This is a genomic window from Pseudomonas linyingensis, from assembly GCF_900109175.1.
GTDB lineage: Bacteria > Pseudomonadota > Gammaproteobacteria > Pseudomonadales > Pseudomonadaceae > Geopseudomonas > Geopseudomonas linyingensis.
In genome coordinates this window covers 51,693-76,142 of record NZ_FNZE01000013.1, presented here as the reverse complement: position 1 = coordinate 76,142, position 24,450 = coordinate 51,693, and the positions used below count along the sequence as shown (strand labels likewise).

Below are 24,450 nucleotides of genomic sequence, written 5' to 3'. Positions count from 1 at the left end.
GGATTCACGTCGATCTCCGCTATCGGGGTTGCCAGTTGTCGTTGCGCGCTTGGTAAAGAGCACGCGCTCGCCCGGCCTTCGCGGGCTAGACGGGATCATATGGTAGACCGCTTTACGGTGCCCTTGACAGCGGCGAGCAGAACCCGCAAATTCCTCAAATCATAATTGCATTACGCAAAACACAATAAGCCAGCGAGCATGCGCCCATGGATCTGTACACCTACTACCGCTCCACCTCCTCCTACCGGGTACGCATCGCCCTGGCCCTGAAGGGACTGCAAGCCCGCCACATCCCTGTGAACCTGATCGCCGACGGCGGCGAGCACCATCAGCCGGCCTACCGTGCGCTCAACCCGCAGGGCCGGGTGCCCGCCCTGCGCACCGACGACGGCGCCCTGCTGATCCAGTCACCGGCGATCATCGAATACCTCGAGGAGCGCTACCCGCAGCCGGCGCTGCTGCCGACCGATCCGCTCGAGCGCGCCCGTCAGCGCGGCGTGGCGGCGCTGATCGGCTGCGACGTCCACCCGCTGCACAACGCCGCGGTGCTCAACCGCCTGCGCGGCCTGGGGCTGGACGAAGAGCAGGTGCAGCAGTGGATCGGCCACTGGATCGGCGAAGGCCTGCGCGCGGTCGAGGCGCTGATCGGCGACCAAGGCTTCTGCTTCGGCGAGCCGGGCCTGGCCGACGTCTACCTGCTGCCGCAGCTGTACGCCGCGCGCCGCTTCAACGTCGACCTGGCACCCTACCCGCGCATCGCCCGCGTCGAGCGCCTGGCCCTCGAACACCCGGCCTTCCTCCAGGCCCATCCGGATGCCCAGGCCGACAAGCCGGCCTGACGCCCATGAGAATCCTCGGCCTTCAACTGCTCATGGGCGACTTCCTCGCCCGCAGCGTGCGCGGACTGTCCTGCGCGCCGCCGCCTCGGACGTTCTCCCGCTGAACTGCTAAACCTCTAAACAACAAGATTCAAGCGAGACACCGAGATGACCGATCTGTTTGAAAACCCGATGGGCCTGATGGGCTTCGAGTTCATCGAATTCGCCGCCCCGACGCCGAACACCCTGGAACCCATCTTCGCCATGATGGGCTTCACCAAGGTCGCCACCCACCGCTCCAAGGACGTCGACCTGTACCGTCAGGGCGACATCAACCTGATCCTCAACAAGGAGCCGAAGAGCCTCGCCGCCTACTTCGCCGCCGAGCACGGCCCGTCGGCCTGCGGCATGGCCTTCCGGGTGAAGAACGCCCACCAGGCCTACGCCCGCGCCCTGGAGCTGGGCGCCCAGCCGATCGACATCCCCACCGGGCCGATGGAACTGCGCCTGCCGGCGATCAAGGGCATCGGCGGCGCGCCGATCTACCTGATCGACCGCTTCGGCGAGGGCAGCTCGATCTACGACATCGACTTCGAATTCATCGAGGGTGTCTACCGTCATCCGCAGGGTGCCGGCCTCAAGCTGATCGACCACCTGACCCACAACGTCTACCGCGGGCGCATGGCCTACTGGGCGGACTTCTACGAGAAGCTGTTCAACTTCCGCGAGATCCGCTACTTCGACATCAAGGGCGAGTACACCGGCCTGACCTCCAAGGCGATGACCGCGCCGGACGGCATGATCCGCATCCCGCTCAACGAGGAATCCTCAAAGGGCGCCGGGCAGATCGAGGAATTCCTCATGCAGTTCAACGGCGAGGGCATCCAGCACGTGGCCTTCCTCACCGACGACCTGATCAAGACGTGGGACGCGCTCAAGGAACTGGGCATGCGCTTCATGACCGCGCCGCCGGCCACCTACTACGAGATGCTGGAAAACCGCCTGCCCGGCCACGGCGAGCCGGTGAACGAGCTGCAGTCGCGCGGCATCCTCCTCGACGGCACCTCCGAGGGCGGCGAGCAGCGCCTGCTGCTGCAGATCTTCTCGGAAACCCTGATGGGTCCGGTGTTCTTCGAGTTCATCCAGCGCAAGGGCGACAGCGGCTTCGGCGAAGGCAACTTCAAGGCGCTGTTCGAGTCTATTGAAAGGGATCAGGTACGCCGCGGCGTACTGACCGCCGAGTAAACAGCGGCTTTACCTCTCCCGTCCGCGGGAGAGGCTTCGGGGGAAAGGGCTTTTCACGGCGCCCCCAGGTTTCTCCCACGGCAACCCGGACGGCCTGGCAGCTTTTAGTCCGGGTTGCCGTTTTTCTTTGTGGCTCGCGCTACTGCGGCGCATGCCCGCCCATCCGCGCACTTATCTCGCCGCTCGGCCTGCGCTACCTGCGAATCAGCGGCGAAGCCTGGCGCGGTGCCGACCACGGTGATCACTCCGGCCAGCTTCCCGCCCGCCGCGAACAGCGGTGCCGACAGCGCGTTCACCCCCGCCATCAACAACCCGTGCACGTGGTGCAGGCCGCGCGCGGATCTGCGCGTGCAGCGCCTGCAGTTCGGCAGCACTCGGTGCGCCCGGCTCAAGCAACGCCTGGGCCTGCAGCGCCGCGCTCTCTATGGCGGGCAGAAAGGCATCGAACACCAGGCCGATGGACAAGCCGAGTAGCGGCAGCAGCCAGGACAGGTCGCAGGCCACCCCGGTACGCAGCAGCCGCGGCCGGCGAAAGCTGCGTGCGCAGATGTCGGCGTGTCGTCGTCGAGCAGCACCTGAATTGCGCTTGCCCAAGTGAACGCTTGCACAGCATTGTGCCTTCAAAGACCATGTAGAGATCGAATCTGATCAGTAGCAAACTCTACATATGAAGCTGGCCGCTCTCATTCTGTCCCTGCCCACCGAGAACGCTACCGCCCGCCAACGGGCCTGGCGCGCGTTGAAGGCCTCCGGCGCAGCCGTGCTGCGCGATGGCGTCTATTTGATGCCGGCGCGCGACGACTGCCGAGCCACGCTGAACACACTGGCGGCCCACGTCAACGAAGCTGGCGGTACGGCCCATGTCCTGCACGTCGAAACGGACGATGACGCGAAATTCGCGGCCTTGTTCGACCGCAGCGAAGACTATGCAACCTTGCTGGCCGAGGTGGGCCAAGCGAGGGAAACGCTGACAGCCGACACGGTCCAGGATGCACTCAAGCACACGCGCAAGCTACGCAAGTCCTTCGCCGCCCTGGTCGAGATCGACTTCTTGCCTGGCGAGGCGCAACGCCAGGCCGATGGTGCATTGCGCGAACTGGAACTCGCCTGCGCACGCGCCCTGTCGCCGGACGAACCGCATGCGACCGACGGCACGATAACCCGCCTGCAACGGGCCGATTACCAAGGCCGCACATGGGCGACGCGGCAGCGTCCGTGGGTGGATCGCCTGGCCAGCGCCTGGCTGATCCGGCGCTTCATCGACCGTCGCGCCTGTTTCCTGTGGCTGGAACAGCCCTGCGACTGCCCAGTGGACGCCATCGGTTTCGACTTCGACGGCGCGACGTTCAGCCATGTCGGCGGCCGCGTCACCTTCGAGGCGCTGGTCGAGAGCTTCGGGCTGGATCAACCCGCCATCAAGCGGATCGGTCTCCTGGTGCACTACCTCGACGTCGGCGGCGTGCAGCCGCCCGAGGCCGCCGGCATCGAAAGCGTGCTGGCCGGGATGCGCGAAAACATTACCCAGGACGACCTGCTGCTGGACGCGGCTTCGGCCATATTCGACGGCTTGTTGGCCAACTTCCGCAAAGGAGAAGAACCTTGAATGCCCCGGATGAAGCCTCGTATCGCCCGAGCGCGGCCACGGAGACCCCGAGTGATCTGCCCCCTCCCCCCATGAGCTACCTGCAGCTCTTCGTGCGCTTTCTCAAGTTCGGCTTGCTCGCATGGGGCGGACCTGTGGCTCAGATCGGCATGTTGCGCCGCGAGCTAGTGGACGAGGAGCGCTGGATCTCCAGCAAACGCTTCAACAAGCTGCTGGCCGTGATGCAGGTGCTACCCGGTCCCGAGGCGCACGAAATATGCGTTCATTTGGGCATCCGCGCCAAGGGGCGGCTGGGTGGCGTGCTGGCGGGACTCGGATTCATGCTTCCCGGCTTCCTGCTGATGTTCGCGCTATCCTGGTTGTACTTTCAGATCGACATCGTGGGTACCACGCTGGGCGCGGCGTTCCTTGGCGTGCAGACGGCCGTGATCGCCCTGATCGTGCGCGCCGTGCACCGTATCGGCGAGCACATCCTGCTCGATCGCTGGCTGTGGGCCATCGCCATCGTTTGCGCGCTGGCCGCCATGGGCGGTGTCGACTTCTGGATCACCCTGCCGGCCGGCGGCCTGGTGTACGCCCTGCTCGTGCTGAATCGTCACGCCCTGGCGCTCTTGATGACACTGGCGGCGGTGGCGCTGGCCACGGCCGTGGCTTTCTGGGCTGCGCCGGCCACGAAGCTGGTGGAAACGCTCGTGCAAAGCCAGGCCTCCGTGCTGCTCATCTTCGTGTCCGGCCTGAAGGCTGGCTTGCTAACCTTCGGCGGTGCCTACACGGCGATTCCGTTCGTTCGCAACGACTCTGTCGGGCGCGGGTGGATGACGGATGGGCAGTTTCTGGACGGCCTGGCGCTTTCCGGCGTGCTTCCGGCGCCACTCATCATCTTCGCCACCTTCGTCGGCTATGTGGCAGGTGGTCCGGTCGGTGCGGTGGCCATGACAGTTGGCGTCTTTCTGCCGGCCTTCGCGTTCTCGCTGATCTTCTACGACCGCCTGGAGGCGATTGTGGAGAACAAGCGACTGCACGCCTTTTTCGACGGTGTGGCGGCCGGGGTAGTCGGCCTGATTGGCGCCACCACCATCGACTTGGCACAGGTGACTGCTGAACGTGTTCCATCGCTGACGGAGGGCCTGTCGATTTTCGCCGCCGCCTTGGCATTCCTTTATATCTGGAAGAACAAGCTCAATGTCGTCATCGTGATCCTCGCGGCGGCAGTGACCGGGTGGCTGCTGTTTCAGAGCCAAGGCTGAACCGGATCGAGCCGCTGCCCATTGTTCCTCCAGCTGGCAGCTCACGGTGGTAGCCGCCAGCTCCGCTCTCAGGACGAGTGCCCGCCCATCCGCGCACTGATCTCCCGAGCCACCACCAGCAGCCGCTCCGCCTGCGCTCCCTGCGGATCAGCGGCGAAGCCTGGCGCGGTGCCGACCACGGTGATCACTCCGACCAGCTTCCCGCCCGCCGCGAACAGCGGTGCCGACAGGGCGTTCACTCCCGACATCAGCAGCCCGTGCACGTGGTGCAGGCCGCGGGCGCGGATCTGCGCACGCAGCGCCTCCAGCTCGGCGGTGCTCGGTGCGCCGGGCTCGGCCAGCGCCTGGGACTGCAGCCCGACGCTCTCCACTGCCGGCAGGAAGGCGTCGAACACCAGGCCGGTGGACGAGCCGAGCAGCGGCAGCACCGAGCCCACCTGGGTCACCACGGTCACCGCGCGCACCGCCTGCTCGACGTGCACCACGGTCGGCCCCTTGTTGCCCCATACGGCGAGGAAGCAGGTCTCGTTGAGCGCATCGCGCAGCTCGACCAGGCGCGGCAGCGCCACCTTGGTCACGTCCAGGCGGCCGATGGCGGCCAGGCCGACGAACAGCGCCTCGCGGCCCAGGGCGTAGTGGCCGGTGGTCTCGTCCTGCTCGGCGAAGCCGCTGGCGATCAGCGCCTGCAGGTAGCGGTGCACCTTGCTCGCCGGCATGCCGACGTGTTCGGCCAGGCGCGACAGCGAGGTGGCCGGCGCCAGTTCGGCGAGGCCCTTGAGGATGTCGGTGCCGACCTCGGCGGACTGCACCTTCTGGCGCCGCGGCGCAGCCGGGCGCTCGGTTTCGCTTGTCATGGTCCTTCCTGCTCGTAGCGTTGAATGACGAATTCTAGCGCTTGACACGTCCCGGCACGCAAGTAGCGCAATACGTAATGACATTGCGCCATGCAATACAGGTCCAACAAAAAACGCAGCCAGAAGGCCGCGTTGCCGTCATATCTCGCTGTGAAGGAAGGCGACTCCGCTGGGGGTTACCTCACTTCACTGGATATACGCCGGATTCCTTCGATTAGTGAATCCCCATCGATACCTTTCTCGCTGACGTCAGTGACCCACTGCTGCCGTGCAGGTACGGCTGCATCCTGGATACGCTGATATTCACTTTCCTCGATCTTGACCACCTTATCGGCAGGCATTGCAGCGTGCGCATCGACCAGCGCCTGCTCCCACACCCCGGAGATCATGTCGACTAGTGCCTGACCACTGTTGCGGTCAATGACCGCTTTCAGATCATCCGGCAACTTCGTATAGGTTTTCTGACTCATAAGCATGCCGAGCACAGTCTGGGACGGGGCCAAATAGCCTGCCGTGTTGTCACTGTGGTAATCCGTCACCTCATCGACCTTGACGTCGCGGATGTTGGCCCAGCTAAACAGCACGCCATCGATGACCCCCTTCGACAGTGCTTCAGTCATCTGCGGCGGCGGCATGGTTACAGGCACTGCACCGAGCTGGTCCACAACGGCTGACGACGCACGGCTGGACGTCCTCACTCGCATCCCTGAAAGGTCTTCAATGGTTCGGACCGGCTTGTTGCGTGTATGGAAACTCATACCGCCATCACCATGCAGCGCCAGGACCTTGTATCCCTTGAAGTCGTCTGCGGCGTACTGCTGATAGAAGTTCCAGATGATCTGGTTACTTTTCCTGGAGCCATAGGGGAGCAAGAATGCTTGTTCGACAGCTTCGATCCGAGGGAACTTTCCAGCTGAGAATGAGGGGGCTGTCCACACGATATCAGCGACGCCATTACGCACCATGTCGGCCTGCTTGGCAGGGGTACCCCCTAGCAGCATCGAGGGATAAATCTGGCACTGCAGACGACCTTCGGACTCTTTGCTGATCTTCTCGCACCACGGCTCAAAGATCTTCTTCTGCTGGAATGAGTTCGAGGACAGGAAATGGGAAAACCTGATGGTGTGCGTTTCTGCAGCATGCGCAGAGACTGCAAAAGCCAGCATGGCGACTTTTACAGCAAGGACTTTCATCTTCGTCATGGTAAACCTCGTTCAGCTCATTGTTTTTATGCGTACAAGAATCTTCAGTGACGTCGGCTGTTCAACGATGCGCGCTGTAGGAAGCGGTGGAGCGGTAGCGAGTGTGAGGCCCATAGCGCACATCCCGCCATGAAATTATCATTTGCGTAACCAATTTCCGTTACGCGTAACAATATGCCTGTGACCGGCACTGTCAAGTCGAAAGTGCGCCGCGGCCGCCAGCCCGGCTGACGGCATACCCACCATGCTCTGCGGCAAGCACTGAGCGATCCGGGAAAACACAATCACCAACCCTGAGCCGAGCAGCATCAGTGGCATGGCGAGTCCGCAGATCTGCCTCGAGACAAAGCAACACCTTGCCCATCGGCGTGCTGCGCCCCTGCCGCCGCGGCACATCCGGGCTCCTCGGTTTCGCTTGTCATGGTCCTTCCTATTCCAGGCGATGAATGGCGGGGTTCACGCTTGACGCCCCCTTGCGCTCGAGTTACGTTTTGCATAACTTGATTACGCATAACAAAACGCGCATTCGCCATCGAGACCCAAATCCGATCCCGCGAGCCGCACCGACCACCGAGAAAGGGAGACCGTCATGAATCCGATCGTGCAGAAAATCCATCACGTGGCCTACCGCTGCAAGGACGCGCTGGAAACCGCCCGCTGGTACGAGCAGCACCTCGGCATGAAGCTGATCCTGTCGATCGCCGAGGACGCCGTGCCCTCGACCGGCGAGGCCGATCCGTACATGCACATCTTCATGGATGCCGGCATGGGCAACGTGCTGGCGTTCTTCGAGCTGCCGACCCAGCCCGAGATGGGCCGCGATCCGAATACGCCGGTGTGGACCCAGCACCTGGCCCTGCAGGTCGAGTCCATGGAAGTGCTGCTGGCCGCCAAGGCGCGCCTGGAAGCCGCCGGGATCAAGGTCATCGGCCCGACCGACCACGCCCTGTTCCAGTCGATCTACTTCTTCGACCCCAACGGCCACCGCCTCGAACTGGCGGCCAACACCGGCTCGCCGAAGATGCTCGAGGCGCTCGATGAGGTGAAGTGGGCCATGCTCGAGGAGTGGGCGCAGACCAAGCGCGCGCCCAAGCACGCCGCGTGGATGCACGACGGCAGCTATAAAGAGATGTTCCGGTAAGGCGTTCACAGCGCTCGACGGCAGCGGGAATCGGGCGGCGCCTGTAGGGGCGAATTCATTCGCCAGCGCAGCCCCGCCAAGGCGAATGAATTCGCCCCTACAGCGATGGCCCTGCGCTTGACGCCCCTCCGGGTGCATGATTACGCTAATCGAAAGATATTTACGCAAATAACAAAAGCACCCAGATATGCCTATGCACGCACAGCAATCCACCGCGGCCCTCGCCTACCTGACGGGCTTCGGCAACGAGTTCAGCAGCGAGGCCCTACCGGGCGCCCTGCCGCTTGGCCAGAACTCGCCGCAGAAGGTGCCCTACGGCCTGTACGCCGAGCAGCTGTCCGGCACCGCCTTCACCGTGCCGCGCGCGGAAGCCCGCCGTACCTGGCTGTACCGCATCCGTCCGTCTGCAGCCCACAGCCGCTTCGAGCGCCTGGAGCGGCAGATCGCCGGCAACCGCCTCGGTCCGGTCAATCCCAACCGTCTGCGCTGGAGCCCGCTGGACATCCCGCAGGCGCCCACCGACTTCGTCGACGGCCTGGTCGCCCTGGCCGCCAACGCCCCCGGCGAAGCCGTCAGCGGCATCAGCATCTACCTGTACGCCGCCAGCGCCTCCATGCAGCGAGTGTTCTTCGATGCCGACGGCGAGCTGCTGATCGTCCCCGAATCCGGCCGCCTGCGCATCGCCACCGAGCTGGGCCGCCTCGACGTCGAGCCGCTGGAGATCGCAGTGATCCCGCGCGGCATGAAGTTCCGCGTCGAACTGCTCGACGATGCGGCACGCGGCTACGTCTGCGAGAACCACGGCTGCGCCCTGCGCGTGCCCGACCTCGGCCCGATCGGCAGCAACGGCCTGGCCAACCCGCGCGACTTCCTCGCCCCGGTCGCCCACTACGAGGACAGCGACGCACCGGCCAGCCTGGTGCAGAAGTTCTGCGGCGAGCTGTGGGCCACCGAGCTGGACCACTCGCCGCTGGACGTGGTCGCCTGGCACGGCAACCTGGTGCCCTACAAGTACGATCTGCGCCGCTTCAACACCCTCGGCACGGTCAGTTTCGACCATCCCGACCCGTCGATCTTCACCGTGCTCACCGCGCCGAGCGCCATCCTCGGCCAGGCCAACGTCGACTTCGTGATCTTCCCGCCGCGCTGGATGGTGGCCGAAAGCACCTTCCGTCCGCCGTGGTTCCACCGCAACCTGATGAACGAGTTCATGGGCCTGATCCAGGGCGTCTACGACGCCAAGGCCGAGGGCTTCATGCCCGGCGGCGCCTCGCTGCACAACTGCATGAGCGCCCACGGCCCGGACAACGCCACCACCACCCAGGCCATCGCCGTCGAACTCAAGCCGCACAAGATCGACAACACCATGGCCTTCATGTTCGAGAGCGGCCAGGTGCTGCGCCCGAGCCAATTCGCCCTGGAATGCCCGCAACTGCAGAAGGACTACGATTCCTGCTGGGCCGGCATGGCCAAGACTTTCACCCCGGAGGGGAACTGATTCATGAGCACCGCTGCCAACCTTCTTAGCTGGATCGCCTCGGCCAACGACCACCCCGACTTCCCGCTGCAGAACCTGCCGCTGGGCATCTTCAGCCCGCAGGGCCAGTCGCCGCGCGGCGGCGTGGCCATCGGCGAGCGCATCCTCGACCTCAAGGTGGCCTGCGAGGCCGGCCTGTTCGAGGGCGAAGCGAAAGCCGCCGCCGAAGCCGCCAGCGGCGACAGCCTGAACGCCTTCTTCGCCCTCGGCGCCCCCGCTCGCCGCGCCCTGCGCGCGGCGCTGCTCGAACTGCTGGGCGAAGGCAGTCCGGCGCTGGACCGCATGAAAGCCCTCGGCGAGGCCCTGCTGCCGGCGATGCATGACTGCCAACTGCACCTGCCGGCGCGGGTCGGCGACTACACCGACTTCTACGTGGGCATCCACCACGCCAACAACGTCGGCAAGCTGTTCCGCCCGGACAACCCGCTGCTGCCCAACTACAAGTACGTGCCGATCGGCTACCACGGCCGCGCCTCCACGGTGTGCGTCTCCGGCACCCCGGTGCGCCGTCCGGTCGGCCAGACCCTGCCGCCGGGCCAGGAAGTGCCGAGCTTCGGCCCGAGCAAGCGCCTGGACTACGAGCTGGAACTGGGCATCTGGATCGGCCAGGGCAACAAGATGGGCGATTCCATCGCCATCGGCGAGGCCAGCGAACACGTCGCCGGCTTCTGCCTGCTCAACGACTGGTCGGCGCGCGACGTGCAGGCCTGGGAATACCAGCCGCTCGGCCCGTTCCTGGCGAAGAACTTCGCCTCCACGGTATCGCCCTGGGTGGTCACCGCCGAGGCGCTGGAGCCGTTTCGCACTGCCCAGCCGCCGCGCCCGGCCGGCGATCCGCAGCCGCTGCCGTACCTGCTGGACGCGCAGGACCAGGCCCACGGTGGCTTCGATATCGAGCTGGAGGTACTGCTGCTGACCGCCGCCATGCGCGAGCAGGGCCTCGAGCCGCAGCGCCTGGCGCTGAGCAACACCCAGAACATGTACTGGACCGTGGCGCAGATGGTCGCCCACCACAGCGTCGGCGGCTGCAAGCTGCAGCCGGGCGACCTGTTCGGCTCCGGCACCCTGTCCGGCCCGGAGCCGAGCCAGTTCGGCAGCCTGCTGGAGAGCACCTTCGGCGGCAAGCAGCCGCTGACACTGGCCAACGGTGAACAGCGCACCTTCCTCGAGGATGGCGACGAGGTGATCCTGCGTGCCCGCTGCCGCCGGGAGGGTTATGCCTCGATCGGCTTCGGCGAGTGCCGCGGCGTGCTGCTGCCCGCCAAAGCTTGATCATGACGCTCTTGTAGGAGGCGCGACCTCGCGGCGATGCGGGCCACCGGCCCGCCAGAAGCAACCAGAGCCTCGCCCCGAGGGCGGGCCTCCCACAACAGCGGCAGCAACACCCGGCGCCACGAACGGAACGACAAGAGGGGCACACCCATGAACAAGCTCTACCCCAACGCCCACGCCGCCCTCGACGGGCTGGTGGCGGACGGCATGACCATCGCCGTCGGCGGCTTCGGCCTGTGCGGCATCCCCGAGGCGCTGATCGCCGCCCTGCGCGACTCCGGCAAGAAGAACCTCACCGCGATCAGCAACAACGCCGGAGTCGACGGTTTCGGCCTCGGCCTGCTGCTGGAAACCCGGCAGATCCGCAAGATGATTTCCTCCTACGTCGGCGAGAACAAGGAGTTCGAGCGCCAGTACCTGGCCGGCGAGCTGGAGCTGGAATTCACCCCACAGGGCACCCTGGCCGAGAAGCTGCGCGCCGGCGGTGCCGGCATCCCGGCGTTCTTCACCAAGACCGGCTACGGCACCTTGGTCGCCGAAGGCAAGGAGACCCGCCAGTTCGACGGCGAGTGGTACGTGATGGAGCGCTCGCTGACCGCCGACGTGGCGCTGGTCAAGGCGTGGAAGGCCGACCAGGCCGGCAACCTGCTGTTCCGCAAGACCGCGCGCAACTTCAACCCGCTGGCGGCAATGGCCGGCAAGGTCTGCGTGGTCGAGGTAGAGGAACTGGTCGAGACCGGCGCTCTGAACGCCGACCAGATCCACCTGCCGGGCATCTACGTTCAACGCATCGTGGTCAACCCGAACCCCGAGAAACGCATCGAACAACGCACGGTGAGGAACTGAACCATGGCCTGGACCCGCGAACAGATGGCGCAGCGCGCCGCCCAGGAGCTGCAGGACGGCTTCTACGTCAACCTCGGCATCGGCCTGCCGACCCTGGTGGCCAACTACATTCCCGCGGGCATGGACGTCTGGCTGCAGAGCGAGAACGGCCTGCTCGGCATCGGCCCGTTCCCGAGCGAGGACGAGGTCGATCCGGACCTGATCAACGCCGGCAAGCAGACCATCACCACCCTGCCCGGCAGCAGCTTCTTCGACAGCGCGGCGAGCTTCGCGATGATCCGCGGCGGCCACATCAACCTGTCGATCCTCGGCGCCATGCAGGTGTCGGCCCAGGGCGACCTGGCCAACTGGATGATCCCCGGCAAGATGGTCAAGGGCATGGGCGGCGCCATGGACCTGGTCGCCGGCGTCAAGCGCGTGGTGGTGCTGATGGAGCACACCGCCAAGGGCGGCGCGCACAAGATCCTCGAACGCTGCGAGCTGCCGCTGACCGGCGTCGGCGTGGTCGACCGGATCATCACCGACCTAGCCGTGCTCGACGTCACAGAGCAAGGGCTGAAGCTGGTCGAGCTGGCCGAGGGCGTCAGCTTCGAGGAGCTGCAGGCCGCCACCGGCTGCCCGATCCAGCGTTGAGTCTGGCGAGGCAAGAGCTTCGCCCCGAGGGCGAGGCTCCCACAACGACAACAGCAGTAGCGTGGAGGGCGTGACCCGCAGCGATGCAGGTCACGCCCAAGACCTCCGTCCTGCTGGCGTGCACCAGCGCAGCGGTGCGGCCATCAGTAACGCCAGGTGACGGACCAGGTCACGGTATGGAAGTAGGCGTTGCTGAACTCCTCGGCGGCGCCGAGCCGCTGATCCCCCCTGTAGCCCTGTTCCCCCGCCAGGTCACCCATCCAGGTGAAGGCATAGTTGAAGTTCAGTTCAGTGTTGCGGTCGTAGGCATAGCTCAGTCCCGAAGCCAGCCGCCAGGTTGCCGCCATGGGGGCGGCGAAGGTCTGCCGCCCCTCGGTAAGCGCCGAGCTGTCATAACCCACCCCGGCCTGCAGGAGCAGTTTCGGGCTGGCCTGGTACTGGGTACCGATGGCCAGGTGCCAGGTGTCGCGGTAGCTGCGCTCAGCGGCGCCGGAGCTCGCGCTGGCGCCGCCCCACTCGACGTCGGCCCGGCGGTGCGCCGACCAGTCCTGCCAGCCAGCGCTGACCAGCAAGGCCCACTGCGGCCCCAGGGCCCGGTACAGGCTTAGGGTCGCGGCCTGCGGAAGACTCATCTCGATCGGCATGGGTGCGCTGCGCAGACCGCGGGCATCCAGCAAGGCCGCCTGAGCCAACAGCGGATTGTCGCTGCCCTGGCGAGCCGCGGACTCGCCCGCCACCGGGAAGCTGTAGTGCAGGCCGATGTGGGTGTCCGAGCGCAACTGGTAGACCAGGTTGAGGTCATCCGTGGCGGATTCGGAGGGCACGATGCTCCCGGCATTGGCCACGCCGGGGGTGGTCAGGCAGAGCAGGCTGCCTAACAGGGCAAGGGTATAGCGGGGGGTTTCCATGGCAGTCTACCTGAGCGACGTGGTGGTCGTGGAACTGCGCATGCGCTGGCAAGCGGCAGGACAACGACTATGGTGGTGGAACACCTTATCCACTCTAGGCAAAGGCCAACGGCGTTACGCTCGATTGACGCGGCGCCGGGCAATAACAGGCGTGCAGACGATATTCGTCAACTTCCCAGCGATCAGCGCCACCCGCCCAGGGCACGCCCTTCTAAACTGATTCGAATGGGTCGCAGGTTTGCGGGGGGCTGCCAGAACGACGGAGCCGCCCCTGCTCGGCGGCATCCGAGGATGTCAGACGCCGCCGAGCAGGCAGGAGCGAGAGCTGTCAACCGAGCAACAAACCCAGCTCAGGCACTGCTTCGAACAGATCCCCCATCAGAGCGTAGTCGGCCACCTGGAAGATCGGTGCCTCCTCGTCCTTGTTGATCGCCACGATCACCTTGGAGTCCTTCATGCCGGCCAGGTGCTGGATGGCGCCGCTGATGCCCACGGCGATGTACAGCTGCGGGGCGACGATCTTGCCGGTCTGGCCGACCTGCATGTCGTTGGGCACGAAGCCGGCATCCACCGCGGCACGCGAGGCGCCGACGGCGGCGCCGAGCTTGTCGGCCACGCTGTAGAGCAGCGCGAAGTTGTCGCCGTTCTGCATGCCGCGGCCGCCGGAGACGATGATCTTCGCCGCGGTCAGCTCGGGACGCTCGGACTTGGCCAGTTCCTCGCCGACGAAGGCGGAGATGCCGGCATCGCTGCCAGCCGCCAGCGCTTCGATGGCAGCAGCGCCGCCTTCGGCCGCCACCGGGCCGAAACCGGTGCCGCGCACGGTGATGACCTTGACCGCCGCGCTGGACTGCACGGTGGCGATGGCGTTGCCGGCATAGATCGGCCGCTGGAAGGTGTCGGCGTCAATCACCTTGACGATCTCGGAGATCTGCTCGACGTCGAGCAGCGCGGCGACGCGCGGCAGGTAGTTCTTGCCGTTGGTGGTGGCCGGGGCCAGCACGTGGCTGTAACCGCGAGCCCCCTGCCCTTGAACAAGGTGCACCACCAGCGGCGCCAGGTTCTCCGGCAGCTGGTGGGCGAACGCGGCGCTGTCGGCGACCAGCACCTTGGCCACACCGGCGACCTGGGCGGCGGCCTCGGCCACCGCGCCGCAGTTGGCGCCGGCCACCAGCAGGTGGACATCGCCACCGATCTGTTGTGCGGCGGCCACGGTATTGAGGGTGGCGGCAGCCAGGGCACTGTTGTTGTGTTCAGCGATTACCAGGATTGCCATCTCAGATCACCTTCGCTTCGTTCTTCAGTTTCTCGACCAGTTCGGCCACCGACTTGACCTTGATCCCGGCGCTGCGCGCGGCAGGGGCTTCGACCTTGAGGGTCTTCACCGTCGAGGCGGTGGATACGCCCAGCGCGTCCGGGGTCAGCACCTCAAGCGGCTTCTTCTTGGCCTTCATGATGTTCGGCAAGGATGCGTAGCGCGGCTCGTTGAGGCGCAGGTCGGTGGTGACGATGGCCGGAAGCTTCAGGGCCACGGTCTGCAGGCCGCCGTCGATCTCGCGGGTGACGTTGACCGTGTCGCCATTCACCTCGACCTTGGAGGCGAAGGTGCCTTGGGCGAAGCCGCACAGCGCAGCGAGCATCTGCCCGGTCTGGTTGTTGTCGCTATCGATGGCCTGCTTGCCGGTGATGACCAGCTGCGGCTGCTCCTGGTCGACCACGGCCTTGAGCAGCTTGGCCACCGCCAGCGAGTTCAGCTCGTCGTTCGACTCGATGAGGATGGCGCGGTCAGCGCCGAGGGCCAGGGCGGTGCGCAGCTGCTCCTGGGCCGCGTTCGGCCCGACCGAGACCACCACGACTTCGCTGGCGATGCCCTTTTCCTTGAGACGCACCGCTTCTTCCACGGCGATCTCGCAGAACGGGTTCATCGACATCTTGACGTTGGCCAGATCGACGCCGCTGTTGTCCGCCTTGACGCGGACCTTGACGTTGTAATCGACCACGCGTTTCACAGTTACCAGAATCTTCATCGGTACCTCGGGTGCATCCACTCGCTATTGTTCAGACGCCCGTCGCCACACCTGTCGCCGGGCTGTCCTGTTGTGCTGGATTTGTAGCGGTTACCTTCCGGGCTGAGACGGCGGTTCAGCCACCCCCGCCCATTCGACATAGCTGCGCCACTGCGCCTTGAGCGCCTCGACCTTCGCGGGATAGCGGGCGGACAGATCGGTGGTTTCGCCGCGATCCTCGGCCAGGTTGTACAGCTTCCAGTCGTAGGGCCGGTCGGGCAGCGGCGGGCTGCCGTCCGGGGCGCGGGCCGCCACCAGCTTCCAGTCGCCATCGCGCACGTAGGCCTGGCCGAACAGCTCGCCGGCCACCGGCCGTGCCGCGCCGGGTTCCTTGCCGGCCAGCATGCCCAGCAGCGACTGTCCGGTCATCGGCTGCTTGGGCTGCCCCCGATAGCTGGCCCCCGGCACCGGGACACCGGCCAGTTCGAGGAAGGTCGGTGCCAGGTCATCGACGCGACCGAAACCGCGCAGGATGCGCCCGCCTTCACCGCCCAGGCTGGCCGGCAAACGCACGATGGTCGGCACGGCAATGCCACCCTCGGCGGTAGTGCCCTTGACCAGACTGAACGGTGTGGCGCTGACCTCGGCCCAGCGGTAGCCGTAGTTGATGTTGGAGCCCTTATGGCCGATGTTGGCCAGCGAGTTGTCGGTGTTCTCGTCGGCGGGCGAATAGCCCTTGGCATGGTCCTCGCCAGCCGCACCGTTGTCGGACATGAAGACGATCAACGTGTTGTCATAGGCGCCGATCTTCTTCAGGTAGTCGACCAGGCGGCCGATATTCATGTCCAGGTGGTCGACCATGGCGGCGTAGACTTCCATCTTGCGCGCCTGGAGCTGCCGTTCCTCGACGCTCAGTTGCTGCCACTGCGGGCTCGGCACTGGTGCCGGCAGCGCCGCGGCGAACTGCGGATCGATCAGACCGAGGCTTTTCAGGCGCTCGATGCGCTCATGGCGAATGGCATCGTATCCGCCGTCATAGCGGCCCTTGTACTTGTCGAGGTATTCCTGCGGGGCATGCAGCGGCCAGTGCGGCGCGGTATAGGCGGCATAGGCGAAGAACGGCTTGCCAGTCTCGCGCCCGGACTCGATGTAGTCGATCAGCTTGTCGGTGTAGAAGTCGCTGGAGAAGAAATCCTCCGGCACCTCGAACGGCTTGCCATCTTCCCGGTAGCTGACGTTCTCGATCCGCACCTTGGAGCCAGGCAGCGGCTTGAAGTGGCTGGCGCCGCCCTCGAGCAGGGTCACCGAGCGGTCGAAGCCCCAGGCATGCGGCCCCTGGTCGTCGGCCTGGCCCAGGTGCCACTTGCCGGCCATGTAGGTGGCGTAGCCGCCGTCCCTGAGCAGCTGCACCACAGAGTGCGCCTGATCGTTGAGGTGGCCCTCGTAGCCGGGGCGTCCCTGCAGATCCTTGGCGAAGGGCAGCACCTCAGCCATGGTGCCCAAGCCAACCAAGTGGTTGTCGGTGCCAGACATCAGCATCGCGCGGGTGGGCGAACAGGTCGGGGCGGCGTAGAAACCGGTCAGTCGGACGCCCTCGCCGGCCAGTTGATCGAGGCTCGGCGTTTCGATTTCGCCACCATAGCTGGTGATATCGGAGAACCCCAGGTCATCGGCCAGGATCAGCAGGATGTTCGGTGGGCTGCTGGCGGCAAAGGCAGCTTGCGGCAGCACGCAGGCCAGCATGGCAGCCGTGGCCGCTCGCTTGAATCGCTTCATGAGTTTTTCTCTTTTTTGTTATCGACAGGCCGATCAGTCTTCCAGGCGAATTTCGCTCACTCGCAACAGGCGATCCCCGGTGTAGGCCCCGACATAGAGCTGGCCTGCCGCCTCGACAGCCACCGATGCGCCAGCCAGCACGCCTTCGCCGGCCTCGAACAGCACACGGTGCCGCCCGCTCGCGGTGTCCAGCGCAGAAACCTTGAAGCCCACCGGGCAGTGCTCGACATGGCTGGCGAAGCAGCGCTGGAACGCAGCAACATCGGAGATCCCCGCCCCCAGCAGGCGGCCGTCGCGCCCCCAGCTCAGGTTGTCGACCATGTAGCCTACCGGGATGTGGGCGAGCGTGCGCTTGTCCTGCAGGTCGAACTGACGGATTTCCCCGACAGTCCAGGCGGCGAACCAGGCATGCCGACCATCGGCCGACACCTGCACGCCATTGGGGAACGGCGCCTCGCTGCCCTCAACCTTGGCCAGCGGGCTACCTGGTGCCCAGCTCATCAGGTAGCCGGTATCGCGGCCATCGAGCAGCTGCACCAGGGGCAGCGGCGGCGCCATGCTCGGCGACTCGAACATCACGGTGGCGACAAAACCGCCATCCGGGGTAGCTGCCACATCGTTGAAGCGGCCGACGCCCTTCTGCTCGACGCAGCCGCGCCAGGTGGCGGTCCAGCCTTTGTCGGCCGCCTCGAGCTCGATGAACTCGATGGCCTCGCGGCCGCTGTGGTTGACCACCAGCAACTGGTGGCGACCATCGGCACGCCGGGACAGGTGAATGCCGTGGGCGCCCGGCGCCTGCGTGGGCGCAGCACACTGCCCATCTCCCCAGCCGGCCGCCGGCTCGATGGCCACGTCCAGATCGCTCACCTGCTGTCTGTGCAGATCCATAACCCGCAGGCGCGACACCTGCTGGCCGGCCAGGCCGGGGGTAATGCTCATGAACAGGTGACGACCGTCCGGCGACAGCTCGAGATCTTCCGGCGGGGCAATGCCGCAGACCGGCTGGTAGCCGTCGCCCGGGGCACAGACGGGAGCCTCAGCGGAAAGCGCTTCAGCAAAGGCCGATTCAGCGATAACCAGACCGGCAGCCAGCGAACCGGCCAGCGCAGCGACGCAATGGATCTTGTGCACGAGGAACTCCTGTTGCTCTTCCGATATCCAGTCAGCGTCACGCTACCAGCTGTGGCCCATTCGACCAGCCAAACCAAGTGAAAGGTGCTTTCGGTTTAACGCCAATGATCCCGCCAGCCAGGTTGACCAGAATGGCCTTACCTCGACAACGAAACGGATCTTGCGCAGGCAGCGCCGCGGAAGGATCCCAGGAGAGCCTCATGACTACTGCAGAGAACAGCATGGACCCCCGCCAATTTCGCCGCGCCCTCGGCAACTTCGCCAGCGGGGTGACCATCGTCACCGCCTGCGGGCCGGACGGACACAAGGTAGGCGTCACCGCCAACAGCTTCAACTCGGTGTCCCTCGAGCCGCCGCTGATCCTCTGGAGCCTGGACAAGCGCTCCAGCGCCTGGGAGGTTTTCCAGGCCGCCAGCCACTTCACCGTCAACCTGCTCGCCTCGGACCAGATCGCCCTCTCCAACCACTTCGCCCGTCCGCAGGAAGACAAGTTCGCCGGGATCGAATACGCCAGCGGCCTGGGCGACTCCCCGGTGTTCGATGGCTGCGCGGGCAACTTCCAGTGCAGCCACTTCCAACACATCGACGGCGGCGACCACTGGATCATGATCGGCAAGGTGGAGCGCTACGAGGACCACGGCCGCGCGCCACTGGTCTATCACCAGGGCGGCTACGCCATGGTTCTGCCCCACCCGCGCGGGCGCAAACCGGAGGACAGCGAAACCAGCCAAGCGGGCGACCTGCTCAATACCCGCCTGGGCGACAACCTGTTCTACCTGATGATCCAGGCGGTCAACGCCTGCCATCCGCGCTTCGTCCAGGAAAACCTCAAGCTGGATCTGCGCAACAGCGAGGCGCGCCTGCTGCTGGTGCTGGACAGCGCACCGAACGCCAGCCTGGCCGAACTGCAGCAGGCCGCGGCCATGCCGGCGCAGGAAGTGGAAGAGGCCCTGGTCGCCCTGCAGGAGCGCGGCTACCTGCAGAGCGTGGAGCAGCGCCACCAGGTCACCGCGGCCGGACATGCCAAGCTGGAGGCGCTGTGGAGCACTGTGAACAAGGCTCAGGACGACATCTTCGGCGCCCTCAGCGAAGGCGAGCTGGAAGTGCTCAAGAAGGCCCTGCGCCTGGGCATGGCCAGCCGCTGAATCCTCCCACGCGGGGCCGCTCGGCCCCGCGCTTCTCCCCTTCCTCACGCAATCAGACACCGACCTCCTGCGCCGGCTCGGCCAGCGGCTCACTGCGCAGACGCCAGGCCAGCAGGCCGGCGACATTGAAGCAGAACACCACCAGCGCCAGCGGCAACAGGCTGCCGTCGTGCAGCCGGCTGACCAGCAGGCCGGCGAGCATGCCCATGCCGAAGGTGAGGCTGACGTGCAGCGCCGACGCCTGGCCGGCGCGCGCGCCCTGCTCGGCCATCGCCAGCGCAGTGGCGTTGGGGCCGACCAGGCCGACGCTCGACACCAGCACGAAGAACGCCGGCAGGATCAGCCACAGCCCGCTCACGCCAATGAGCTGGTTGAGCACCAGCAGGCTGCCGGCCAGCAACGGCGCCCAGAGCAGCCGTGGTAGCAACTGCAGCGGAGAGTGGCGGCGCAGCAGCAGGCGCACCAGTTGGCTGGCCAGCACCAGGCCGATGGCATTGATGCCGAAGAACAGACCGAAACGCTGCGGCGATACCCCGTGCAGATCGATCAGCACGAACGGCGAGCCGACGATGTAGGCGAACATCGCCCCGGTGGTGCAGGCCTGGCTCAGCGAATAGCCGATGAAACGCCGATCCCGCAGCAACTGGCCGTAGCCGGCCAGCACCGGCCGCAGCGCCAGACTGGCACTGCGCTGCGCCAGGCTCTCGTCGAGCACCGTCAGCAGCCCGAGCAGGCAGCACACGCCGAAGCCGGCGAGCGCCACGAAGATGGCGTGCCAGCCCCACAGCTCGAGCACCAGCCCACCGGCCAGCGGCGCGAACACCGGCGCCACGCCCATCACCAGGGTGATCAGACTCATCACCCGGCCGGCCTGCTGCGGCGTGCAGCGGTCGCGCACGATGGCTACCGCCAGGACCGCCCCGGCGCAGCCTCCCAGTCCCTGCACGAAGCGCCAGCCAATCAGCTCGGTCAGGCTGTCGCTGCCGGCCAGCAGCAGCGACGCCAGGGTATACAGGGACAGACCGAACAGCAGCGGCGGCTTGCGCCCGAAGCGGTCGCTGATCGGCCCGTAGCAGAGCATGCCGAGCAGCATGCCGACGAAATAGGCGGAAAAGCTCAGCTCCACCTCGCCGGGTGCCAGCTCCAGCGCAGTCTGGATCGCCGGGAAGGCCGGCAGATACATGTCGGTCGACATCGGGGCGATGGCGGTCAGGGTGCCCAGCAGCAACAGCAGCATGAGCGGTACGTCTCTGGTCGAAGTCACGGGCAAGCCTTCTCCTTTCTATTAACGCAAAAGGGGGAGGCAAGCCGCCTCCCCCTCGGTCTTGCTCAGTCGCGGTTCAGTGCTGCAGGAAGTCGATCACCAGGCGGTTGAAGGCATCGGCGTGCTCCCACTGCGCCCAGTGGCCGCACTGGCTGAACACGTGCAGGCGCGAGTCGGGGATGCCGTTGAGCAGCTTGAGGCTCCAGTCGATGGGCACGAAGCGGTCGTCGCGGCCCCAGGTGATCAGGGTCTTGGCCTTGATGTCCGGCAGGTTGGCGCTGAAGTCGCCGAAGTTGAACTGGCTCAGCTCGACGCTCTTGAGGAAGTTCTCCAGGTGCTGCGGGTTGGCGAGGATGCTGTTGAGGCGCAGCTGGACCAGCTCCTCGGTCAGCGTGCTGGCGTCGTAGACGAAGACGTTGAGCATCTTCTTCAGATTGTCCAGGGTCGGCTCGCGATAGACCTGGAACAGCAGCTTGATGCCTTCCATCGGCAGCGGAGTGAACAGGCTGGTTTTGCCGACGCCCCCGGCACCCATGAGGATCAGCTTGCCGAGGCGCTCGGGGAACTCGACCGCGAAGGCCAGCGCGCTGCCGCCGCCCATGGAGTTGCCGACCAGGTGCGCCTTGTCGATGTCCAGCGCATCCATCAGCCCTTTGGTGTAGCGCGCATTGACCACGAAGCGCGGCTCGGCGCTGAGCAGCGGTTCGGATTTGCCGAAGCCCGGGCAGTCGAGCAGGATCACCCGGTAGCCGGCCGCGACGAAGGCGTCGACGTTGCGGTGGAAGTTGGCCCAGCCGGTGGCACCGGCGCCGGAGCCGTGCAGCATGATCACCACCTCGCCTTCGCCGACGTCGTTGTAGTGCAGGCGCAGGTCGCCGACCTGGGCGAAGTGGCTGGTGTTGTCCTGGGTGTATTGGCTCATGGGTTGATTCCTTTTGTTTTTGGATGTCAGGTGAAGGACTACATCGCGTCAGGCGCGACGACGATCAGTTAAGTGGGGTGGATACATGCGCTATTTGGCATCGAGTTGCGCCAGCCGCGTGGTGACCTGCCCCAGGTAGTAGGCCGCGCTGCCCGGAACCCAGGCCCGGTCGTGCTGCAACAGACGGGGGCGGACGAAGTCGTAGCTCTGTTTCAGCTTGCTCAGCTCGGTCGCGCGCTCGGGCCATTGCGCCTTGAGATCGGCGAAGCCCTGGAGGATCTGGCCGTCCAGCTGGGGAACGGTGTCGTCGTCCACGTCCAGCACGTACATGCCGATCAGACTGAAGGCGCGCGACTGGTAGAGCAGCAGCAGCCGCTCGATGTCCAGACTCAGGCGGTGCAGGGTCAACTGGCGCGGCTCGGCGGCTGGCGCTGCGGCATAAAGTTCGGCCGCCCGATGGTCGAGACGGGCATGGGCCTTCATCAGCGGGATGATCCGCTCGGGATAGAGTTCCACCTGGCCCGTCGGAACGCGTTCGATCTCCTCGAGCACGCTGCGCATCTCGGCGGACGCCTCCTTCAGCGTGGCGTCATCCTGCCCGGTCAGCAGCTGCTGTAGCCCATCAAACCCCTGCCGATAGCGCTCGAGGTGGCGTGGGTCGGCCTCATCCTGGTTGGGGTTGTAGAAGGCGAGCAGGTTGCTGCAGGCGGCGAAAGCCTGCAGGCGGATGTCCTGCAGACGCTGGGCAGCAAGACTGGCGCTAGCCAGGCCAGGCAGCATGAGCAGGAGGACGAGCAACAGGCGATGAAGCATGACGATTTTCCTTGTTGTTATGAACAATCGGTCACGGTGCCGGAAGGGGCAGGAGCCAACCTGGCTCCCGCCGCCTTCATCGATCAGCGGCCCTTGCCGGCCGCCAGCAGGTCCAGCGCGACGTCGACGATCATGTCCTCCTGGCCGCCGACCATGCGGCGCTTGCCCAGCTCGACGAGGATATCCAGGGTCTTCAGGCCGTACTTCTCGGCGGCCACTTCGGCGTGGCGCAGGAAGCTCGAGTACACGCCGGCGTAGCCGAGGCCGAGGGTCTCGCGGTCGACGCGCACCGGACGGTCCTGCAACGGACGCACCAGGTCGTCGGCGGCGTCCATCAGGCGATAGAGGTCGGTGCCGTGGTTCCAGCCCATGCGCTCGGCGGCGGCGATGAACACCTCCAGCGGCGCGTTGCCGGCGCCGGCGCCCATGCCGGCCAGAGAGGCGTCGATACGGTCGCAACCCTCTTCCACCGCGACGATGGAGTTGGCCACGCCGAGGCTGAGGTTGTGGTGGGCGTGCATGCCGGTCTGGGTCTCGGCATTCAGCACCGCCTTGAAGGCGCGCATGCGCTCGCGGATGTCGTTCATGTTCATCGCGCCGCCGGAGTCGGCCATGTAGATGCACTGCGCGCCGTAGCTCTCCATCAGCTTGCCCTGGGCGGCGAGCTGCTCGGCGGGGATCATGTGGCTCATCATCAGGAAGCCGACGGTGTCCATGCCCAGTTCGCGAGCGTACTCGATGTGCTGCTTCGACACGTCCGCTTCGGTGCAGTGGGTGGCGATGCGCACCGAGCGGGCGCCGGCGTCGTAGGCGGCTTTCAGATCATGGACGGTACCGATGCCGGGCAGCAGCAGCACGGTGATCCTGGCCTGCTTGATCACGTCGGCGGCGGCCTCGATCCACTCCAGGTCGGTGTGCGCGCCGAAGCCGTAGTTGAAACTCGAGCCCTGCAGGCCGTCGCCGTGGGTGACTTCGATGGCGTCGACCTTGGCCTCGTCCAGGGCGCGGGCGATGTCCTGCACGTTCTGGATCGAGTACTGGTGGCGCACGGCATGGCTGCCGTCGCGCAGGGTCACGTCGGAGATGTACAGCTTCTTGCCGGGATTGAAGGTCATGGCGGCGCTCCTTACGCGTTCTGCATCGGCTGGGACAACATGGAGAGCGCCATGCGCTCGGCGGTAGCCAGCGCAGCGGAGGTCATGATGTCGAGGTTGCCGGCGTAGGCCGGCAGGTAGTGGGCGGCGCCTTCGACTTCGAGGAACACCGAGGTCTTCAGGCCGGAGAACTGGCCGTGGCCGGGGATGGTCAGCGGCTTGTCCGCGGGGATCACGTCGAACTGCACCTTCTGCTTCAGGCGGTAGCCCGGCACGTAGGCCTGCACGGCGGCGGCCATTTCCTCGACCGAGGCTTCGACCTTGGCCTGGTCGACCAGCTCGGAGAGCACGAACACGGTGTCGCGCATGATCAGCGGCGGCTCGGCCGGGTTCATGACGATGATCGCCTTGCCCTTGGCGGCGCCACCGATCACCTCGATGGCCTGGGTGGTGGTCTCGGTGAACTCGTCGATGTTGGCGCGGGTGCCGGGGCCGGCGGATTTGCTGGCGATCGAGGCAACGATCTCGGCGTAGTGGACCTTGGCGACGCGGGAGACGGCAGCGACCATCGGGATGGTGGCCTGGCCGCCGCAGGTGACCATGTTGACGTTCAGCGCATCCAGGTGCTCCTCGAGGTTCACCACCGGCACGCAGTACGGGCCGATGGCCGCCGGGGTCAGGTCGATCAGGCGGATGCCGGGCTTGAGCGAGCGCAGGAAGGCGTCGTTCTTGACGTGCGCGCCGGCGCTGGTGGCGTCGAAGACGAAGTCGATGTCCTTGAACACCTCCAGGCGGGTCAGACCTTCGACACCCTCGTGGGTGGTGGCGACGCCCATGCGCGCGGCGCGGGCCAGGCCGTCGGAGGCCGGGTCGATGCCGACCATGGCGCCCATTTCCAGGTTCTTGCCGTTGCGCAGGATCTTGATCATCAGGTCGGTGCCGATGTTGCCGGAGCCGACGATGGCGACTTTGAGTTTCTTGTTGTTCATCGGG

General features: G+C 65.8%; 23 protein-coding genes. 10 read left to right on the top strand and 13 right to left on the bottom strand.

Annotated elements, in window-relative coordinates; translation table 11 throughout:
• Positions 1 to 206: 206 nt before the first annotated feature.
• Both maiA and hppD read left to right on the top strand, forming a co-directional pair.
• On the top strand, positions 207 to 839 hold the full coding sequence (gene maiA / locus BMZ19_RS15890) for a maleylacetoacetate isomerase (protein ID WP_090312560.1): 633 nt from the start codon (positions 207 to 209) through the stop codon (positions 837 to 839).
• A 147-nt stretch (positions 840 to 986) separates the two neighbouring features.
• On the top strand, positions 987 to 2,063 hold the full coding sequence (hppD, locus tag BMZ19_RS15885; RefSeq protein WP_090312559.1) for a 4-hydroxyphenylpyruvate dioxygenase: 1,077 nt from the start codon (positions 987 to 989) through the stop codon (positions 2,061 to 2,063).
• Positions 2,064 to 2,267: 204 nt separating this feature from the next.
• Here hppD and BMZ19_RS22245 read toward each other — a convergent pair whose 3' ends face one another.
• Positions 2,268 to 2,657, bottom strand: coding sequence for a hypothetical protein (locus BMZ19_RS22245; RefSeq protein ID WP_139214701.1), 390 nt, complete (start codon positions 2,655 to 2,657; stop codon positions 2,268 to 2,270).
• A gap of 73 nt (positions 2,658 to 2,730) precedes the next feature.
• Here BMZ19_RS22245 and BMZ19_RS15875 point away from each other — a divergent pair, with 73 nt between their 5' ends.
• Both BMZ19_RS15875 and BMZ19_RS15870 read left to right on the top strand, forming a co-directional pair.
• On the top strand, positions 2,731 to 3,666 hold the full coding sequence (locus BMZ19_RS15875; protein WP_090312557.1) for a chromate resistance protein ChrB domain-containing protein: 936 nt from the start codon (positions 2,731 to 2,733) through the stop codon (positions 3,664 to 3,666).
• Positions 3,663 to 4,913: a chromate transporter gene (locus BMZ19_RS15870; protein WP_139214700.1), complete on the top strand. Its 1,251-nt coding sequence runs from the start codon at positions 3,663 to 3,665 to the stop codon at positions 4,911 to 4,913. The genes BMZ19_RS15875 and BMZ19_RS15870 overlap by 4 nt, the downstream gene beginning before the upstream one ends.
• 68 nt (positions 4,914 to 4,981) lie before the next feature.
• Here the strand turns inward: BMZ19_RS15870 and BMZ19_RS15865 are convergent, their stop codons facing one another.
• Positions 4,982 to 5,767, bottom strand: coding sequence for an IclR family transcriptional regulator (locus BMZ19_RS15865; RefSeq protein WP_090312555.1), 786 nt, complete (start codon positions 5,765 to 5,767; stop codon positions 4,982 to 4,984).
• Between the two features lie 176 nt (positions 5,768 to 5,943).
• Positions 5,944 to 6,969, bottom strand: a complete 1,026-nt coding sequence (locus BMZ19_RS15860) for a TRAP transporter substrate-binding protein (protein ID WP_090312554.1) — start codon at positions 6,967 to 6,969, stop codon at positions 5,944 to 5,946.
• Between the two features lie 589 nt (positions 6,970 to 7,558).
• On the opposite strand from BMZ19_RS15860, the gene BMZ19_RS15855 reads away from it, so the two are divergent.
• From BMZ19_RS15855 to BMZ19_RS15835, 5 genes are all read left to right on the top strand, one after another.
• Positions 7,559 to 8,110, top strand: coding sequence for a VOC family protein (locus BMZ19_RS15855; protein WP_090312553.1), 552 nt, complete (start codon positions 7,559 to 7,561; stop codon positions 8,108 to 8,110).
• A gap of 193 nt (positions 8,111 to 8,303) precedes the next feature.
• Complete coding sequence (gene hmgA / locus BMZ19_RS15850; RefSeq protein WP_090312552.1) at positions 8,304 to 9,608, top strand: homogentisate 1,2-dioxygenase; 1,305 nt, start codon at positions 8,304 to 8,306, stop codon at positions 9,606 to 9,608.
• 3 nt (positions 9,609 to 9,611) lie between these two features.
• A complete protein-coding gene (gene fahA, locus BMZ19_RS15845) occupies positions 9,612 to 10,919 on the top strand; it encodes a fumarylacetoacetase (RefSeq protein WP_090312551.1) in 1,308 nt (435 codons plus the stop codon).
• A 150-nt stretch (positions 10,920 to 11,069) separates the two neighbouring features.
• Entirely contained in the window at positions 11,070 to 11,765 is a 696-nt protein-coding gene (locus BMZ19_RS15840) for a CoA transferase subunit A (RefSeq protein WP_090312550.1), read from the top strand.
• A gap of 3 nt (positions 11,766 to 11,768) precedes the next feature.
• Positions 11,769 to 12,398 carry a CoA transferase subunit B gene (locus BMZ19_RS15835; RefSeq protein ID WP_090312549.1) on the top strand — a complete coding sequence of 210 codons (630 nt, stop codon included), beginning with the start codon at positions 11,769 to 11,771 and terminating at the stop codon, positions 12,396 to 12,398.
• A gap of 143 nt (positions 12,399 to 12,541) precedes the next feature.
• Here the strand turns inward: BMZ19_RS15835 and BMZ19_RS15830 are convergent, their stop codons facing one another.
• The 5 genes from BMZ19_RS15830 to BMZ19_RS15810 all read right to left on the bottom strand — a co-directional run bounded on the left by BMZ19_RS15830 (position 12,542) and on the right by BMZ19_RS15810 (position 18,219).
• Positions 12,542 to 13,306 (bottom strand): OmpP1/FadL family transporter, encoded by a 765-nt coding sequence (locus tag BMZ19_RS15830; RefSeq protein WP_090312548.1) that lies wholly within the window; start codon positions 13,304 to 13,306, stop codon positions 12,542 to 12,544.
• 328 nt (positions 13,307 to 13,634) lie between these two features.
• Complete coding sequence (locus tag BMZ19_RS15825; RefSeq protein WP_090312547.1) at positions 13,635 to 14,582, bottom strand: electron transfer flavoprotein subunit alpha/FixB family protein; 948 nt, start codon at positions 14,580 to 14,582, stop codon at positions 13,635 to 13,637.
• 1 nt (position 14,583) lies between these two features.
• Positions 14,584 to 15,333: an electron transfer flavoprotein subunit beta/FixA family protein gene (locus tag BMZ19_RS15820; protein ID WP_090312546.1), complete on the bottom strand. Its 750-nt coding sequence runs from the start codon at positions 15,331 to 15,333 to the stop codon at positions 14,584 to 14,586.
• A 90-nt stretch (positions 15,334 to 15,423) separates the two neighbouring features.
• Positions 15,424 to 17,088, bottom strand: coding sequence for an arylsulfatase (locus tag BMZ19_RS15815; RefSeq protein WP_090312545.1), 1,665 nt, complete (start codon positions 17,086 to 17,088; stop codon positions 15,424 to 15,426).
• 33 nt (positions 17,089 to 17,121) lie between these two features.
• Positions 17,122 to 18,219: an SMP-30/gluconolactonase/LRE family protein gene (locus tag BMZ19_RS15810; protein ID WP_090312544.1), complete on the bottom strand. Its 1,098-nt coding sequence runs from the start codon at positions 18,217 to 18,219 to the stop codon at positions 17,122 to 17,124.
• Between the two features lie 200 nt (positions 18,220 to 18,419).
• Between BMZ19_RS15810 and BMZ19_RS15805 the strand changes: the two genes are divergently transcribed.
• Positions 18,420 to 19,364 (top strand): p-hydroxyphenylacetate 3-hydroxylase reductase component, encoded by a 945-nt coding sequence (locus BMZ19_RS15805; RefSeq protein ID WP_090312543.1) that lies wholly within the window; start codon positions 18,420 to 18,422, stop codon positions 19,362 to 19,364.
• A 52-nt stretch (positions 19,365 to 19,416) separates the two neighbouring features.
• Here the strand turns inward: BMZ19_RS15805 and BMZ19_RS15800 are convergent, their stop codons facing one another.
• The 5 genes from BMZ19_RS15800 to BMZ19_RS15780 all read right to left on the bottom strand — a co-directional run bounded on the left by BMZ19_RS15800 (position 19,417) and on the right by BMZ19_RS15780 (position 24,446).
• Positions 19,417 to 20,628, bottom strand: coding sequence for a multidrug effflux MFS transporter (locus tag BMZ19_RS15800; RefSeq protein WP_139214699.1), 1,212 nt, complete (start codon positions 20,626 to 20,628; stop codon positions 19,417 to 19,419).
• A 76-nt stretch (positions 20,629 to 20,704) separates the two neighbouring features.
• A complete protein-coding gene (locus BMZ19_RS15795; RefSeq protein ID WP_090312541.1) occupies positions 20,705 to 21,550 on the bottom strand; it encodes an alpha/beta fold hydrolase in 846 nt (281 codons plus the stop codon).
• Between the two features lie 90 nt (positions 21,551 to 21,640).
• Positions 21,641 to 22,363, bottom strand: a complete 723-nt coding sequence (locus tag BMZ19_RS15790; RefSeq protein WP_090312540.1) for a hypothetical protein — start codon at positions 22,361 to 22,363, stop codon at positions 21,641 to 21,643.
• 83 nt (positions 22,364 to 22,446) lie between these two features.
• Positions 22,447 to 23,478 (bottom strand): 4-hydroxy-2-oxovalerate aldolase, encoded by a 1,032-nt coding sequence (dmpG, locus tag BMZ19_RS15785; RefSeq protein WP_090312538.1) that lies wholly within the window; start codon positions 23,476 to 23,478, stop codon positions 22,447 to 22,449.
• Between the two features lie 11 nt (positions 23,479 to 23,489).
• Positions 23,490 to 24,446 carry an acetaldehyde dehydrogenase (acetylating) gene (locus tag BMZ19_RS15780; protein WP_090312537.1) on the bottom strand — a complete coding sequence of 319 codons (957 nt, stop codon included), beginning with the start codon at positions 24,444 to 24,446 and terminating at the stop codon, positions 23,490 to 23,492.
• Positions 24,447 to 24,450 lie beyond the last annotated feature (4 nt).